The sequence below is a fragment of the Nocardiopsis ganjiahuensis DSM 45031 genome (genome assembly GCF_000341085.1).
GTDB classification, from domain to species: domain Bacteria; phylum Actinomycetota; class Actinomycetes; order Streptosporangiales; family Streptosporangiaceae; genus Nocardiopsis; species Nocardiopsis ganjiahuensis.
The window spans coordinates 289,386-304,548 of sequence record NZ_ANBA01000007.1; the positions used below are offsets into that span (position 1 = coordinate 289,386).

General features: G+C 70.8%; 15 protein-coding genes. 6 read left to right on the top strand and 9 right to left on the bottom strand.

Features of this window, described 5'->3' with window-relative positions; all coding sequences use genetic code 11:
- Nucleotides 1-64 precede the first annotated feature (64 nt).
- Nucleotides 65-328, top strand: coding sequence for a hypothetical protein (locus D458_RS0108020; protein WP_017586213.1), 264 nt, complete (start codon nt 65-67; stop codon nt 326-328).
- 112 nt (nt 329-440) lie between these two features.
- On the opposite strand, the gene D458_RS0108025 is transcribed toward D458_RS0108020, so the two are convergent.
- From D458_RS0108025 to D458_RS0108050, 6 genes are all read right to left on the bottom strand, one after another.
- Nucleotides 441-1,124 carry a GAP family protein gene (locus D458_RS0108025; protein WP_017586214.1) on the bottom strand — a complete coding sequence of 228 codons (684 nt, stop codon included), beginning with the start codon at nt 1,122-1,124 and terminating at the stop codon, nt 441-443.
- 12 nt (nt 1,125-1,136) lie between these two features.
- The gene (locus D458_RS0108030; protein ID WP_017586215.1) at nt 1,137-2,804 is read right to left on the bottom strand and encodes a SulP family inorganic anion transporter; all 1,668 of its coding nucleotides are present in this window, start codon (nt 2,802-2,804) and stop codon (nt 1,137-1,139) included.
- A 515-nt stretch (nt 2,805-3,319) separates the two neighbouring features.
- Nucleotides 3,320-3,718 carry a VOC family protein gene (locus tag D458_RS0108035; protein WP_017586216.1) on the bottom strand — a complete coding sequence of 133 codons (399 nt, stop codon included), beginning with the start codon at nt 3,716-3,718 and terminating at the stop codon, nt 3,320-3,322.
- On the bottom strand, nt 3,715-4,008 hold the full coding sequence (locus D458_RS0108040) for an ArsR/SmtB family transcription factor (RefSeq protein WP_017586217.1): 294 nt from the start codon (nt 4,006-4,008) through the stop codon (nt 3,715-3,717). The genes D458_RS0108035 and D458_RS0108040 overlap by 4 nt, the downstream gene beginning before the upstream one ends.
- 631 nt (nt 4,009-4,639) lie before the next feature.
- Nucleotides 4,640-5,128: a DUF4265 domain-containing protein gene (locus tag D458_RS0108045; RefSeq protein ID WP_017586218.1), complete on the bottom strand. Its 489-nt coding sequence runs from the start codon at nt 5,126-5,128 to the stop codon at nt 4,640-4,642.
- Nucleotides 5,129-5,358: 230 nt separating this feature from the next.
- Nucleotides 5,359-6,291 carry a sugar-binding transcriptional regulator gene (locus D458_RS0108050; RefSeq protein WP_017586219.1) on the bottom strand — a complete coding sequence of 311 codons (933 nt, stop codon included), beginning with the start codon at nt 6,289-6,291 and terminating at the stop codon, nt 5,359-5,361.
- Between the two features lie 176 nt (nt 6,292-6,467).
- Between D458_RS0108050 and D458_RS0108055 the strand changes: the two genes are divergently transcribed.
- From D458_RS0108055 to D458_RS0108070, 4 genes are all read left to right on the top strand, one after another.
- Nucleotides 6,468-7,469 carry a zinc-dependent alcohol dehydrogenase family protein gene (locus D458_RS0108055; protein WP_017586220.1) on the top strand — a complete coding sequence of 334 codons (1,002 nt, stop codon included), beginning with the start codon at nt 6,468-6,470 and terminating at the stop codon, nt 7,467-7,469.
- A 98-nt stretch (nt 7,470-7,567) separates the two neighbouring features.
- Nucleotides 7,568-8,893, top strand: a complete 1,326-nt coding sequence (locus tag D458_RS0108060; protein ID WP_026119101.1) for an ABC transporter substrate-binding protein — start codon at nt 7,568-7,570, stop codon at nt 8,891-8,893.
- Nucleotides 8,890-9,846, top strand: a complete 957-nt coding sequence (locus D458_RS0108065; protein WP_026119102.1) for a carbohydrate ABC transporter permease — start codon at nt 8,890-8,892, stop codon at nt 9,844-9,846. The genes D458_RS0108060 and D458_RS0108065 overlap by 4 nt, the downstream gene beginning before the upstream one ends.
- On the top strand, nt 9,843-10,733 hold the full coding sequence (locus D458_RS0108070; protein WP_017586223.1) for a carbohydrate ABC transporter permease: 891 nt from the start codon (nt 9,843-9,845) through the stop codon (nt 10,731-10,733). The genes D458_RS0108065 and D458_RS0108070 overlap by 4 nt, the downstream gene beginning before the upstream one ends.
- A 126-nt stretch (nt 10,734-10,859) precedes the next feature.
- Here D458_RS0108070 and D458_RS0108075 read toward each other — a convergent pair whose 3' ends face one another.
- A complete protein-coding gene (locus tag D458_RS0108075) occupies nt 10,860-11,531 on the bottom strand; it encodes a lysophospholipid acyltransferase family protein (RefSeq protein WP_017586224.1) in 672 nt (223 codons plus the stop codon).
- 304 nt (nt 11,532-11,835) lie between these two features.
- Between D458_RS0108075 and D458_RS0108080 the strand changes: the two genes are divergently transcribed.
- Nucleotides 11,836-12,246 carry a VOC family protein gene (locus D458_RS0108080; RefSeq protein WP_017586225.1) on the top strand — a complete coding sequence of 137 codons (411 nt, stop codon included), beginning with the start codon at nt 11,836-11,838 and terminating at the stop codon, nt 12,244-12,246.
- Between the two features lie 36 nt (nt 12,247-12,282).
- Here D458_RS0108080 and D458_RS0108085 read toward each other — a convergent pair whose 3' ends face one another.
- Together D458_RS0108085 and D458_RS33180 are read right to left on the bottom strand one after the other, a co-directional pair.
- Nucleotides 12,283-12,915 (bottom strand): trimeric intracellular cation channel family protein, encoded by a 633-nt coding sequence (locus D458_RS0108085; protein WP_017586226.1) that lies wholly within the window; start codon nt 12,913-12,915, stop codon nt 12,283-12,285.
- 147 nt (nt 12,916-13,062) lie between these two features.
- Nucleotides 13,063-15,159, bottom strand: a complete 2,097-nt coding sequence (locus D458_RS33180; RefSeq protein WP_017586227.1) for a glycosyl hydrolase family 28-related protein — start codon at nt 15,157-15,159, stop codon at nt 13,063-13,065.
- Nucleotides 15,160-15,163: the final 4 nt, after the last annotated feature.

The window sequence follows — 15,163 nt, forward strand, 5'->3', positions numbered from 1 at the left end:
TTGCCTCTTCGTGCACGATCTGATACTTAGAGTGACTGTCGGTTTCCTTGATGATCGGAGCGCCATGCGTCGTGTCCTGGCTGTCCTGTCCCTGTCCGCCGCCCTCACTGCTGCGGCCGTGCCCGCCGCCGCAGAGAGCGATCAGGGGTGCACTCAGGCCTACAGCAGCATGTACCCGGGCCCCAACGGCGAGACCACGGGCGAGGGGCACTTCGCCCATGGGGAGAGCTACCAGGGACGCACCTGCAACAACGGCTGGTGGGTGGAGGACCACCCGGTGCTGGGCCCGTTTGTTCCGGAGGTCGGGTGGACACCGGCGGTCGGATGAGGCCAGAACGAACGACCCGGGTGGGCGGCCCGCTCGGGCCGCCCACCCGAGGGCTCCCGTCTTTGCGGGAGTGAGTGAACCGGCGGCGGGCACCCGAGCACAGGCACGCGGCTCAGCCGAGCAGGACCCCCAGGCCCTTGGCGGCGAACACGCCGCCGAAGACGAACAGCACGGTCATGGTCACGGTGTCGTTGTTGGCGGTCAGCCAGCTGCGGGCTCGCTCCAGGGCGTGCGCGCCGCGCTCGCCCCACACCGCGGCCGCGACCACGGGTGCGAGCAGGCCCAGGCTGCCCAGCACCGCGAACACCAGGGCGGCCAGCGCCGTACCACCGGTACCCAGGTCGAAGGCGGCGATGGCGGCACCGCCGCCGAGGATCATCGCCAGGCTCTTGGGGTTGGCCCCCGCCAGCAGTACGGCCAGGCCCACCACCCTGCCGCCTCCCATGGAACCGATCGCGGTCAACCACGCCGGAGGCTCCGGTTCGGTCCCCGAGGGCTGCCCCAGGCGGTCCCGCAGGTTCTTGACCGTCACCAGGAGCAGAAGCAGGCCCAGCAGGAGCTGCGCCCAACCCACCCAGACCGGCGATTCCCCCGAGGCGGTGGTGTCGCCGGTCCCGGCGGCGAGGCCCACCGCAGCGGACACCACCAGGACGACGGCGGCCCAGGTGAGGACGAACGCCAGTGCTTTGCCCCGCCCCGCGGGGGCCATGAGCAGCAGGATGACGGCGACGATCGGCAGCGGCGCGGCGATCAGGCCCACCACGAAGGGCAGCACCTGGGTGAGAGCGTTGAGCACGGTACCTCCGGGTCACTCTTCGGTTTCGGGGGACTGTGGAGGCCACACCCCCAGGGCGCGGACACCGGAGCGCACCGACCAGAACACGCGGTTCGGACCGAGTTCGTCGAGCACTCCGACACGTCGCAGCAGTTCCCGGACCGGAGCCTTCACCCGGGCCAGGGCCAGTTCGACCCCGTCCTCGGCCAGGTCGGCTCTCAGGTCGCGCAGCGCGTCCACGGCGGTGGAGTCCATGTGCGAGACCGACTCCATGTTCACCATGAACCAGCGCACCCGCTTCCCGTCCCGGCGGGACTCCGCCACCAGGCCCCGCACACGTGAGACGAAGTAGGGGGAGTTGGCGAAGAACAGGGGCGCGTCGAACCGGTAGACGATGAGCCCCTCGTGCGTGAGCGCCTTCGTGGTGGTGATGTCCCGGTAGCCGTCGATGCCCTCACCGGTGCCCAGGACCGCGTCGTGCGGGCGCACCGCGCGGTAGACGAACACCCCGATCGACACCGCGACCGCCACCCCCACCCCGTTGAGCACCCCCAGGAGGAGGACCGCGAGAAGGGTGACCGCTGCCAGCAGCGCCTCCACGGAGGAGACCCGGCGCAGCTCGCCGAAGCCGCGCACGTCCACCAGGCTCGCGCAGGCCACGATGATGACCACCCCCAGGGCGGCGGTGGGGAGGGGCTCCACCAGCGGCATGGCGAAGACCGCGACCAGGGCCACCACCACGCCGGCGGTCAGACCTACCACCTGGGAGGATCCCCCCGCTGAGCCGTTCAGGGCGGTGCGCGAAGCGCTGGAGCCGATGGGGAAGGCCTGGGTGAGCCCGGAGAGGAGGTTCGCCGCGCCGAGTCCGGCCAGTTCGCGGTCGGGGCTCACGGTGTACCGGAAGGACCGGGCGTAGCTCCGTGCCACCGCCGCCCCGTCGGCGAACCCCACCATCACCAGCCCCAACGCGGGCACCAACAGAACCGACAGGTCGCTCCAACCCACGTCGGGAACGCGCAGTGCGGGCAGGCCGCCGGTCACCTCGCCCACCACGGACACGCCTCTGCCGGGCAGATCCAACAGTACCGAGGCGCACCCGGCCGTGACCACCACGACCAGGGCGCCGGGGACGACCGGAACGAACCACCGCAGGGCCATGGCCACCCCCAGCAGGACGGCGCTGAGGACCAGGGTGGGCACATGGGTGTCGTCCAGACCGGTCACCGCCTCCCACAGGGAGGGGAAGAACCCCATGGCATCGCCCTCGATCCCGATCAGCTTGTCCAGCTGGGCCGCGGCGATGAGCAGCGCGGTGCCGTTGACGAAGCCGAGCAGCACCGGCCGGGACAGGAAGTCGGCCATGAACCCCAGCCGGAGCAGCGCGGCCACCAGGTACACCGAGCCGACCAGCAGAGCCAACGCGGCCGCGAGCGCGGCGTAGCGCGCCGCGTCCCCGCCCGCGAGCGGGGCGATGACCACCAGGGTCAGCGCCGACAGCACCCCTTCGGGTCCCACGACCAGATGGCGTGAGGAGCCGAACAGCGCGTAGCCCAGCAGCGGCAGCATCGTGGCGTACACCCCGGCCACCGGGGAGAGCCCGGCCAGCTCACCCATGGCCAGCCCGGCCGGGACGGCGACCGCCGCCACCGTCGCGCCGACGAAGACGTCCTTGGCCACGAGCGGGGCGGACCACCCGCCCACGGGCCGCAGTCCCGGCGGCGCGGGCAGAGGACGGAACCACCCTCGTCCGAGACCTCTCACGACGCTCGGCCCCGGGGGTCGCGAAGCCGCTCGTGCGCGACCCGCGCGGTCCCGGGGAGGGCGGTGCGACCCCTGGCCCCGGGTGTCGGCACCGACCGCGTCGACCCGCCGGTCACGTCACCGCCCAGCGGCCTCCCCCGGTGTCCGCACCGGTCCGGTGGCGCCCACGGTCCTGCGGTCCCCCCGCCGGTCGAGCCCATGGTCTTCCCCTCCGCTGCCGCCCGCCTTCCGACAAGGCTCACCCCACAGCATCCGGGAGCGGTTCACGGTCGGCGCCACGCCGAAATTCACTGTTGTGACCATCTGGGCCGAGGAGTCGTACCTGATGGGGAATGGTGCGCGCAACGGGTGCGTCGGCGCTCCGCCACACCGTGACGGACCGCGGGTGACGGCGGCTCCGGGCTTTTCGCTCCGGGGCGGGCCGTCGGCCGGGTCGCGCGGGGCGGCCGACGGGGCTACCCCTCCTGGATGATCTGGATGAGGTTGCCGCAGGTGTCGTCCAGTACCGCGGTGGTGACCGGCCCCATCTCCAGCGGCCCCTGGGTGAAGCGCACCCCGAGCCCCTGCAGCCGCTCGTACTCGGCCCGCACGTCGTCCACGGCGAACTGGGTGGCCGGGATGCCGTCGCTGACCAGGGCCTCCCGGTACGGTCCCACCGCGGGATGGCCGGCGGGCTCCAGCAGGAGCTCGGCGCCCTCGGGGTTCTCGGGTGAGACCACGGTCAGCCAGCGGTTCTCGTCCCCGGGTTCGCCCAGGGGGACATCGTGTTTCTTCACGAAGCCCAGCACGTTCGTGTAGAAGTCCAGGGCCTTGACCTGGCTGTCGACGAAGACGCTGTTGATGTTGATCCTCATGGGCTGCTCTCCTGTTCGGTCGGCTCGATCCACCGCTCGGTGATGTGCCTCAGCGGGGCCGGGTTCATGGTGTGGAACTTCTGGCGCCCCTCGCGCCGGCTCTCGACCAGTCCGGCGTCCTCCAGGACCGCGAGGTGCTGGGAGATCGCCTGGCGGGACATGCTGATCCCGTGTTTGTTGACCAGCCGCGCACAGATCTCGAACAGGGTCTGCCCGGACCGCTCCGTGAGCTCGTCGAGGATCTTCCTGCGCGTCGGGTCGGCGAGGGCCTTGAACATCTCGTCGGCCATGCCCCCACTATAGGCAAGTCCCTGCTTGCGTATCAACTCTCTGCCTGCGGAAAGATCGTCAATGACCGGTTGGCAAGGGGGTGCTCCCCGGACTCGCCGAAAAACGGTCCGGCCCGCCGGTCTCCTGGAGGGGGAGGCGGGCGGGCCGGATCCGTCAGGGTGGGTCGGTCAGGGCTCAGGCGTTCGAGGGTCGCCAGTTGCCGTACGGCGGTCGTCTTCCGGGGGAGCGCGGAGCGGGGGCACCCGGCTCGTGTTGTCGACCCGGCTGCGGACAAGGGCTCATGTGACAGGGCTGATCAGGTGGAAGGTCGATGTCGATTCCACAATCTGCCGGGCCCATCAGCACGCCGCAGGCGCTCGCCGTGACGGTCAGGCCCAGAAGGAACCACCCGGCGGATCCCGCACCGAGCCCGACGACCATGGCCCGGGCCGGACCCGGCCGACCCCGTTCCCGGCCACTGCGGGTGAGGGGTGGCCACCCGGTTCGACGAACTTGCGGTCCGCTTCGAGGCCACTGTCCTGATCGCCGCTATCAGCGAGTGGATATGACAGCCCTGAGCAGTCGGTTCCTGCACCAGCACGAGAACCAGGCTCTTGGCGCACCGTCTGCCAGGACGAAGCGCCGCCGTCCTCACGCTCGCGCAGCGGCGTGCCAGGCAGCGGTGACACACCCTTCTTCCCAGTGCCACCACTCCTTCGTCTCGCCGTGCTCCAACAGCTTGCGGATTTTCGGCAGGTCCGCCTGCGGCGGGACATCCAAGGCCACCATCCGGAACTGCTCGATGCCTTCGCCCGTCGTGCCGAGGCTGTGGAAGGCCTCCAGTGCGCTCTGCCGGGCGGCGGCAGAGCCGTCGTCCTTCAACACGATGAGCCGGATGGTGCAGTTCTGCGAGGCCTGAACCGTTTCCCCGGCCCACAGAACACCTTCGTCATCCGGTTGCACCCTGACGATGTCTCCGCTGGCGACTCCGCGGACGAACCAGGGTGTGTTGTCCAGCCGCACCGTGCAGTTGCCGAGGTCTACAGCCCACAGGCTCTCGACACTCGCCGGCGGCCAGCCGTCCTCGTCTGCCTCCATGCGGAAATGGACCTTCACGTGGTCGTCACTGATGTTCGTCACCGAACCATCATCCGCTTCGCATCCGACAGACCGGGCTGCGGAGTGCGGAAGGCGGGTGCCTTCGGATGCTGCTGAAAGTCCGCCGCGATCGCTGGCGGACACACCAGATGGTCAACTTCTCCAACACGACCTGGCCGACTGCCCACGGCCGAGTCCGCGGGTTCCCGGGCGCGGGCTCCCTCGCCGGGGGCCGGGGCGGTTCCTGCCGGTCGCGGCAGGACCAGAACCCGCTACCCGCGCGGTTTCCGGGCCAGCAGGACCTCGGCCACCGCGCTGTCGGTCACCAGGGTCGACACCAGCCCGCTCCGGAGTGCCGCGCCGACCGCCAGGGCCTTGGCCTCGTCGCCCGCCCCGGCGACCGCCACCACCTCAGGGACCTCGCGCAGCTGGTCCGCGCTGATACTGATGACCCGCTCGTCCAGGTCGCTGCGGACCTGGTTTCCGTCGGCGTCGAAGAGCTGGGCGGACATCTCCGCGCACACACCCATCCGGCTGTACCGCTCCCGCGCCTCGGGGGACAGGGCCGGGTAGACGGTCGAGTTGCGCTCGTCCCAGCCGCCGACGGCCACCACGGCCGTCGTCAGGCGGTCGAAGCGCGCGAACGCGGCCGCGATGCCCGGGTCCGCCCGCAACGTCGCCGCCGTCGCGGCGTCCGGCAGGATGAGCGGAGCGTAGATCGGGTAGGCGGGCCCGCCCGACAGGGCAGCCACCCGCCGCACCGTCTCGACCGATCCGCCCGCTTCGGTGTGCTCCGACAGCACCCCGTTCAGCTGGACCACCGTGCACCGCGGCAGTTCGGTCATCTCAGCGCCCATCGCCTGCAGTCCACGGCTCCAGGCGAGCCCCAGCACCTCGTCCGGACGCACGATCTCCGCCAGCAGCCGGGCCGCCACCGAGCCCAGGGCCCGGCGCGTCTCCAGCGGATCCTCCAAGGTGTCCACGACGATCGCCCGGCGCAGCCCGAAGGCCTCGCGCAGGCGCTCGGACCGTTCCGGGTCCAACCGCTCCGGCAGCCGGATGTCGATGTGCACGATCCCGTCGGCCCGGGCGGCCTCCAGGTCCCGGGCGACCCTGAACCTGCTCAGCCCGAACTCCTCGGCGATCTCGACCTTCGACCGCCCCTCCAGGTAGAACCTGCGGGCGATCGCGGCGAGCCGCACCATCTCCGCCGGGCCGCTCGGGGCCGCCGTCTCACTACGCCGATCGCTCATATGTGCAGGAGTGTACTCGATTGTGCTCTTTCCATTGACAGGGTGTTTCGGTTGGGTCTTCAATGAACGAGCATCTGTGATGCAGGTCGCTCAAACGAGCGGCTGACCCTGCCGGAAGGATTCCAACCGTGCGCGCCGCCATCATCACCGAACCGGGTTCTCTCACCGTGGGCGACCGACCAGAGCCGACACCCGCCCCGGACGGCGTCGTGGTCCGGGTCGGCGCATGCGGGATCTGCGGCACCGATCTCCACATCGCCGACGGGGAGTTCCCGCCCAGCCCTTACCCGCTGGTGCCCGGCCACGAGTTCGCCGGGACGGTGACCGCGGTCGGCGAGAGCGCGCCCGGCCAGCTGCGCCCGGGGGACCGGGTGGCTGTGGACCCCTCGCTGTTCTGCGGGCACTGCGGGTACTGCCGTGCCGGGCGAGGCAACCTGTGCGCCAACTGGGGGGCGATCGGCGACACCGTCGACGGAGCCTTCGCCGAGTACGTGGCGGTCCCCGCCGCCAACTGCCACCGCATGCCCGACTCCATGAGCATGCGTGAGGGCGCCCTCGTGGAGCCGCTCTCCTGCGCGGTCCACGGCGTCCGGCGCATCGGCGTCGAGGTCGGTGAACGCTTCCTCGTGGTGGGCGCGGGGACCATGGGCCTGCTCCTGCAGCAGCTGCTCCAGCGTTCCGGCGCACGCGTCACCGTGGTCGACCGCAACACCCGTCGCCTGGCCCTGGCGGCGGACCTGGGAGCGGAGGCCACCGCGACCGACGCCGCAGAGGTGAGCGGAGGGGGGTTCGACGCCGCGGTGGACGTCACGGGCGCGCCCCAGGCCATCGAGGCGGCCTTCGACTCCCTGCGCAGGGGAGGGCGCCTGCTCGTCTTCGGTGTCGCCGACGAGGCCGCCCGGGTCTCGCTGCCGCCGTTTCGCGTCTACAACGACGAGATCACCGTCGTGGGCTCCATGGCGGTGCTGAACAGCTACGGCGCGGCGGTCGACCTCATCGCCTCAGGGGCGGTGCGTACGGCCCCGCTGCTCACTGACGCCCTGCCGTTGGAGAAGTTCCCCGAGGCGCTGGCCATGATGCGCTCGGGCACCGGGGTGAAGATCCAGGTTGTTCCCGAAACGTCTGCCTGAGCAAGGAGTGCAGCACCGTGCGCACCACCCCCCGCACCACCACTTCCCGCACAACCGGTCCCCGCGCCCCCGCCGCCCGCACCACTGCGGCGACCGCGGTGGTTCTCGCCGGGCTGCTGCTCAGCGGATGCGCCGGAGCGGGCTCCACCGGCTCCGACGGAGGAACGGTCCGGCTGACCGTCGCGATCGTCTCCAACCCGCAGATGCAGGACGCCGTCTCCCTGCAGTCGCGCTTCCGTGCTGAGCACCCCGGCATCGAGGTCGACTTCGTCTCCCTGCCCGAGAACGAGGCCCGCGCCAAGATCACCACCTCCGTGGCGACCGGCGGGGGAGAGTTCGACGCCGTCATGATCAGCAACTACGAGACCCGCCAGTGGGCCGAGTACGGCTGGCTGGAGAACCTGCAGCCGTTCATCGACGCCTCCGGCGACTACGACCACGAGGACTTCGTCCCCTCCCTGCGGGAGGACCTGTCCCTGGGCGGTGACATGTACTCGGTGCCCTTCTACGGGGAGTCCTCCTTCCTCGCCTACCGCACGGACCTGTTCGAACAGGCCGGGGTCGAGATGCCCGCGGACCCCACCTGGGACGAGGTGGCCGAGCTGGCCGCCGAGCTCGACGGGGTCGAACCCGGGGTCTCCGGGATCTGCCTGCGCGGCCTCGCAGGCTGGGGCGAGGTCCTCAGCCCGTTCAACAGCGTCCTCAACACCTTCGGCGGGCGCTGGTACGACGAGGACTGGAACGCCGAGCTCGACTCGCCCGAGTTCCGGCGCGCGGCCGACTTCTACGTGGACCTGGTCCGCGAGCACGGCCAGCCGGGCGCCGCCAACAGCGGCTTCGGCGACTGCCTGAACCACTACGCCCAGGGACGGGCCGCCATGTTCTACGACTCCACCTCCATGGTCAGCACCATCGAGGACGACAGCACCGCGACCGTGGCAGGGCTCAACGGCTACGCCCCGGCCCCGGTGTCCGAGAGCGACTACGGCGGCTGGCTCTACGCCTGGACCCTGGGGATCCCCGCCACGTCCGAGCACAAGGACGAGGCCTGGGCCTTCCTGGAGTGGATGACCGACCGGGAGTACGTGCGCACCGTCGCCGAGGAGTACGGCTGGCAGCGGGTCCCGCCGGGCAACCGGATGTCCACCTTCGAGGACCCCGAGTACCAGGAGGTCGCGGGGGCCTACGCGGAACCCATGCTCCAGGGCATCGAACGCGCCGACCCGCAGGACCCGGGAACGCGCCCGGTCCCCTACGAGGGCATCGGCTTCCTCGCCATCCCCGAGTTCCAGGACCTGGGCACCAGGGTCAGCCAGCAGCTCAGCGCTGCCGTGGCCGGGCGGATCACCGTCGAGGAGGCGCTCGCGCAGGGCCAGGAGTACGCCGAGACGGTCGGCGCCACCTACAGGGAGGAAGGCCGATGAGTACGGCGACAGCGCCCCCGTCCGAGGCGCCCGTGAAAGCGGCCCGTTCCGCCCGGCCCACGCGGAGCGGGCGCGCCACCGGGTGGGCGCGCCGGGCACCACTGCTTCCCGCGCTGGTGTTCATGCTGGTCGTCACCCAGCTGCCGTTCCTGGCGACCGTCGTGTACTCGCTCAGGTCGTGGAACCTGCTGCGCCCCGACTCCCAGGCCTGGGTCGGACTCGCCAACTACGCGGCGGTCTTCACCGACAGGCAGTTCCTCGGAGCCGCGGCCAACACCGTGCTCGTCACCGCGTCCTGCGTCGTGGTCGCCATGCTGCTCGGCATCGGGCTGGCCCTGCTGCTGGACCGCCGGTTCTGGGGGCGGGGCGTGGTGCGCACACTCGTCATCACCCCGTTCCTGGTGCTGCCCGTGGCCACGGCGCTGCTGTGGAAGCACATCATGTTCGAGCCGGTCTTCGGACTGGTCAACTTCGTGCTCTCACCGCTGGGCGTGGACACCTTCGACTGGGTCTCCCAGATGCCGGTGTTCTCGGTGGTGGTCGCGCTGGTGTGGCAGTGGACACCGTTCATGATGCTGTTGGTGCTCGCGGGACTCCAGAGCCAGAACACCGACGCTCTGGAGGCGGCCCAGGTCGACGGCGCGTCCAAGCGGCAGATCTTCGTCTGGATCACCCTGCCGCACCTGCGCCGCTACATCGAACTGGGTGTGCTGCTGGGGTCGGTGTACGTGGTCAACACCTTCGACACGATCTACATGATGACCCAGGGCGGTCCCGGTACCGCCAGCGCCAACCTGCCCTTCTACGTGTACCAGCGGACCTTCCTCGGGTTCGACATCGGCCAGTCGGCGGCGATGGGCGTCGTGGTGGTGGTCGGCACCATCATCGTGGCGATGCTGGCCCTGCGACTGATCTTCCGCACCTTCATGAACGCACAGGAGGCGCGATCATGACCGCTCCGGCCCCCGGACGCACGGCGGACACGGTTTCCGCCACCACCCGCACACCGCGCATCCGGCGCGGCGCCACCACCCGCGCGGGCGGCACCGTCCTGACCGCCCTCACCTGGGTCATCGGCCTGCTGTTCGTCTCCCCGGTGCTGTGGCTGGTGCTGACGGCGTTCAAGGAGGAGAACCAGGCCGCGACCGACCCTCCGACGCTCTTCTTCCAGCCCACCCTGGACCGGTTCGCCACCGTGCTGGGGGCGGACTTCCTGCCGTACCTGGGCAACTCGGCGATCGCCACCCTGGCGTCCACGCTGCTGGTCCTGGTGCTGGGCCTGCCCGCCGCCTACGCGCTCTCGGTGGCCCCGGTCAAACGCACCCAGGACGTGCTGTTCTTCTTCATCTCGACCAAGATGCTGCCGGTCGTGGCGGTCGTGGTGCCGATCTACGTGGCAGCCGCGCACCTGTCGATGCTGGACAACGTGTGGACCCTGGTCGTGCTGTACACGGCGATGAACCTGCCCATCGCGGTGTGGATGCTGCGCTCGTTCTTCCTGGAGGTGCCCGCGGCGATCGTGGAGGCCGCCCGGATGGAGGGCGCGGGGCTGCCCAGGGTCCTGTGGTCGGTGATGGTGCCCATCATGGCGCCGGGCATCGCGGCGACCGCCCTGATCTGCATGATTTTCTCGTGGAACGAGTTCTTCTTCGCGGTGAACCTGACCGCGGCCCAGGCCGCCACGGTCCCGGTGTTCCTGACCGGTTTCATCACCAGTGAGGGACTGTTCGTGGCGCAGCTGTCGGCGGCCGTGGTCATGGCGTCCCTGCCCATCGTGGTGATCGGCTGGACGGCCCAGCGCCAGCTCGTGCGCGGTCTCTCCATGGGCGCGGTGAAGTAGCACGCAGTGCCCCGGCGCCTTCACGGCACCGGGAACGGAGGCGGCCGTCACGGGGACGGCGGTCGCCTCCGGCCGCGGCTGGGCGGCTGTGCGCAGGCCCGCGGACCGCCGTAGGCCCGGACCGGCCTACTCCTCGCTGCTGAAGTCGTTGTACTGGTCGGCGCGCTCCTGGCCGGACAGCGCGTGAATGGCGTCCATGACCCGGTCGGTGATGACGCGGCGGGCCTTGCCGGGGGCCATGCTGTCGAACCCGGTGGAGAAGTCCATCGGCTCGCCGAAGCGCACCGTGAAGGGGCGGGGGCGCGGCATGCTGGCGCCGATCGGCTGGACCAGCTGGGTGCCGGAGACCGCGACGGGGACGATGGGGGCCTTGGACTCCAGGGCGAGGTGGGCGACGCCGGTGCGGCCGCGGTAGAGGCGGCCGTCCCGGGACCGGGTGCCCTCGGGGTAGACCACGCAGGCCTCGCCCTCGTTGAGCCGGTCCAGCATCATCTCCAGCGACACCATGGCGTCGCGGGCGTTGCCGCGCCGGACCGGCATGGCGCCCAGGGAGCTGAACACGGTCTTGGTGAGCTTGCCCTTGACGCCCGGGGCCTCGAAGTAGTCGGACTTGGCGAGGAAGCGTACCGGGCGCTGCGTGACCGACAGGGGGATGACGACGCTGTCCACGAAGGACAGGTGGTTGCTGGCGAGGAGGACCGGTCCGGTGGCGGGGACGTTCTCACGGCCCTCGATGGTCGGTCGGCACAGAGTCCGGGCGAGGACCGCCGCGGTCTGCCGCAACGCACCGTAGAGCACGTGTTCTCCCTTTTTGTTGTCGGACGGGGCCGACCTCAATGTAATGGTGACCGACCAGTAATGATGACCTGCCGCACACAGAGTGCCCTACGTCACCAACCAGGAGAAACGGGAGACGCGGCAGGGGGCCGGCGCCCCGCCTCCGGACCGGTGCCCCGCCCCAGGGCCGGTGCCCCGCTTCAGGGCCGCTGCCTCCCGCCCCGGGGCGCGCGACACGGTTCCGGCACCCGATGAGTTTCGGCGCCGGCACCGGTCCGTACGGGAGACGATGCGGTGTGTCCGCACCCCGACGAACGGAGCAGCCATGTCCACGACCCCACCCAGCCCCTCGGTGGCCCTGCCGATCGACGACCGCATGAGGGCGATGGTCTTCTACCGCGACGCCTTCGGGTTCGAGCCCGTCGGCGAATCCGCCGAGGACGGCGTGCCCGAGCCGCTGATGTTCCGGATCGACCAGCGCACCGTGCTGCTGCTCATCCCCAGGGGCGGTTTCGGCTGGGTGCTCGGCGACGGCCGCGAACTGGCCCCGCCCGGGACCAGTGAGTGCCTCATGGGGATGGCGGTGGCCACCGAGCAGGAGGTCGACGACCTGGTCGCCCGGGTCCGGGACGCCGGGGGAGCGGTACTGGCCGAACCCGACCACCAGCCCTGGGGGTACACGGCCCTGTGCGCGGACCCGGACGGGCACGTCTGGCAGGTCCTGGTCACCCCCTGAGCGCGCGCCCCGCGGTGCGCCCCGCCGGGCGCGCCCCTACAGGGGAGGGGCGCCCGGCGGGCTCGGGGCGTTCCAGCGGTAGCGCAGCGCCAGGATCCGGATGGCGAAGCACAGCAGCGAGCCGACCACCGCGATCCAGCCCGGGCCGAACCCGGTCAGGTCCACGAGCACCACGAAGGCCGCCCCGACCATCGCCGGGATGGCGTACAGGTGCGAGTTGGCGCTGAGCACCGTCGGTACCCGGTTCAGCAGCACGTCCCGGATGGTGCCGCCGCCCACCCCGGTGATGACGCCCAGGATCACCGCCTGGAGGGGGCCGAACCCGAACTCCAGCGCCTTGGTCGCGCCGATCACCGCGAACAGGCTCAGCCCGGCGGCGTCGAACAGCAGGATGGGTTTGCTCAGGTGGGTGAGCTGGCGGCTGAGGAAGAACGCCAGCATGCTCCCGGCCAGCGCGGTCACCAGGTACCGCCAGTCCTGGAAGGTCGCCGGGGTCTCACCGAGCAGGACGTCGCGGATGACGCCGCCGCCGATGGCGGTCACCATGCCCAGGGCCATCACCCCGACGATGTCCACCCGCGCGGTGCGGATCGCCGTGAGGGAGCCGTCCAGAGCGAACGCGAAGATGCCCATCAGGTCGAGGACGAGGAGGATGTCGAGCGTGGACATAGGTGTGCGCCGGAAGCGGCGGTTCCCTTCGGTCGGACGGGTGCCAACCGGAAAGTAGATCACGAAACTACGCCGGTTTCCGCACCTCAGCGCTGTGAGGCCCCCCACGGGTCGTGCGGAGGGCCTCACGGGCGGACGGCTGAGAGGTCAGAATCCGCTGTTGCCCTCGCCGCGCACGACCTCGAAACCGCCGGAGGAGACCAGCCCGTCACCGCCGGCCCCGGACACGCTCACGTACTCGAAGTACGCGCTGCCCTCGGCCTCGATCTCGACGCCGTGGCTCCCGGTACCGTCCACCGTCACGTTCTCGAAGCTCAGCCCCTCCACCAGCCGCTGGTGGCTGACCAGGATGCCCTGGTAGGAGCTGTCCACGATCTCGGTGTCGGCCACGGTGATCGGCGCGGTGATGTCGGCGGTGTCGGCGAAGACCCAGATCGCGCCCAGCTCGGTCTCCCAGTTCGGCTCGTACCCGCCGGTGCGGGTGAGCGTGTTGCGCCGGAGCATCGTCTCGCCGCTCAGCGGCACCGGGTCGAACCGGGTGCCCACGGCGATCCCGGCCGAGCCGGTCAGGGTGTCGGAGAACAGGTTGTCCTCCACCCGATTGCCGTGCCCGCCGTAGATCCCGGCGCCGTTGCCCAGCAGCGGTGTGGACACGGTGTTGAAGGAGAACGCGCTGTCGGTGACCGGCGAGCCGTCCGACCACATCGCCAGGGCGTCGTCGCCGGTGTTGCGCACCACGCTCTGGCGCACCTCGGTGTCACGGACGTCGCCGTGCAGGTTGACCCCGTCGGCGAAGGTGTTGCGGATACGAAGCCCCAGGGCGAGCAGCCCGTCGGTGCCGTGGTCGGCCCACAGCCCCACCTTGGTGTGTTCGATCCACACGTTCTGGATCAGCGAACCCGTGCCGAAGTCACCCTCGAAGGCGGCGTCGAACCCGGCGTCGTCGCGGTACCGGTTGTCGCCGTCGATCATCAGGTCGGTCACCACCACGTCCGAGCCGGTGGCCATGAACCCGCCCTTGCCGTCCAGGCCGTGCAGCACCGAGTACCAGGGCCCGGCCCCGCTCACGGTCACACCTTCGACCTCGACCCGGTCGCTGATGGTGTACTCGCCCTCGGGCACCCACACGCCGGTGCCCTCGGACCTGGCCTCGGCGATCGCGGAGCGCAGCGCCTCGGTGTCGTCCGGACCCGAACCCGCACCGTGGTCGGTGAGGTCCACGAAACCCTCGGGGCTCTCCAGGGGGTCGGGCACGACCTCGGTCTCCACGAGGTCGATGTCGTAGTACTCCGCCGAGGAACCGGCGTCCTTCTCCAGCCGCAGGGTGGTCCCGGCCGGGAGCGGGCCTACTCGGAACCGCGAGTCGTCGAAGAACCGCTGGGCACCACCCTCCCGCGGGTCGTCGGAGTACGGGTACGTGCCGTACACCCAGCTGTACTCGCTGGTCAGCTCCAGGTCCTCGACCTTCTCGCCATCCGCGTACAGGCCCAGGGTGTGCCGCTCGCCGCCACCGTTCTCCGCGTCGGGAAGGGAGTAGCGCACGACCAGCGCGTCGGCGTCCTCGGTGAGCTCGAACTCCACGTGGTCGCCGGTCTCGGAGAGCCGGACCGCCTGGCGCCCGGACGCCTCGGCCTCCACGGTGCGGAACTCCCGGCCCGGGCCCAGGACCTGGGCGTTCGTTGCGCCGTCCTGCGCCTGGTAGGCGGTGTAGGGCACGGTCGCGCCGCGCTCGTCCAGCCGGGCCCCGGACGACAGCGCGATCCGGTCCAGGGCGATCGCCGTCGCGCCGTCGCCGCGCAGCTCCACGCTGCCCAGCCCGGCCGGGACGGTCACCCCTGTGTCGGTCTCGGCCCAGCCATCGGTGGCGGGCAGGTCAACCGGGCCGAGTGAGCGCCCGTTGACCAGCAGCTCCGGGGCGCTGTGGGTGTCGGAGGCGTAGGTGAGGGTGAGGGTCTGCTCGAGGGCCGAGGTGGAGGCGACCGGCACGACCACCCGGGCATCGGCGCCCAGGGTCGTGTAGGAGTCTCCCGAAGACCCGGCCATGGTGGTGACGGTTTCCCCCTCTCCGGTGAGGAAGGCGGTGCCGACGTCGTAGACGGCTCCGCTGCCGTCAGCGGACACCAGCTCGGTTCCGGGTTCGGTCGTGGTGGTCATGGTCCAGGCGGCGGCCGCGGCCAGGGTCAGGGCGCCCAGGGCGGCGCCGGTTCGGGTTCCGGCCGGGGTGTGGTTCGCACGTCGGTGCATGGGG

What these genes read in the sequence shown, in the direction of transcription:
- D458_RS33180 (WP_017586227.1), bottom strand. Translation starts at nt 15,159, where the DNA reads ATGCACCGACGTGCGAACCACACCCCGGCCGGAACCCGAACCGGCGCC.
- D458_RS0108040 (WP_017586217.1), bottom strand. Translation starts at nt 4,008, where the DNA reads ATGGCCGACGAGATGTTCAAGGCCCTCGCCGACCCGACGCGCAGGAAG.
- D458_RS0108085 (WP_017586226.1), bottom strand. Translation starts at nt 12,915, where the DNA reads ATGTCCACGCTCGACATCCTCCTCGTCCTCGACCTGATGGGCATCTTC.
- D458_RS0108050 (WP_017586219.1), bottom strand. Translation starts at nt 6,291, where the DNA reads ATGGTGCGGCTCGCCGCGATCGCCCGCAGGTTCTACCTGGAGGGGCGG.
- D458_RS0108020 (WP_017586213.1), top strand. Translation starts at nt 65, where the DNA reads ATGCGTCGTGTCCTGGCTGTCCTGTCCCTGTCCGCCGCCCTCACTGCT.
- D458_RS0108070 (WP_017586223.1), top strand. Translation starts at nt 9,843, where the DNA reads ATGACCGCTCCGGCCCCCGGACGCACGGCGGACACGGTTTCCGCCACC.
- D458_RS0108035 (WP_017586216.1), bottom strand. Translation starts at nt 3,718, where the DNA reads ATGAGGATCAACATCAACAGCGTCTTCGTCGACAGCCAGGTCAAGGCC.
- D458_RS0108080 (WP_017586225.1), top strand. Translation starts at nt 11,836, where the DNA reads ATGTCCACGACCCCACCCAGCCCCTCGGTGGCCCTGCCGATCGACGAC.
- D458_RS0108065 (WP_026119102.1), top strand. Translation starts at nt 8,890, where the DNA reads ATGAGTACGGCGACAGCGCCCCCGTCCGAGGCGCCCGTGAAAGCGGCC.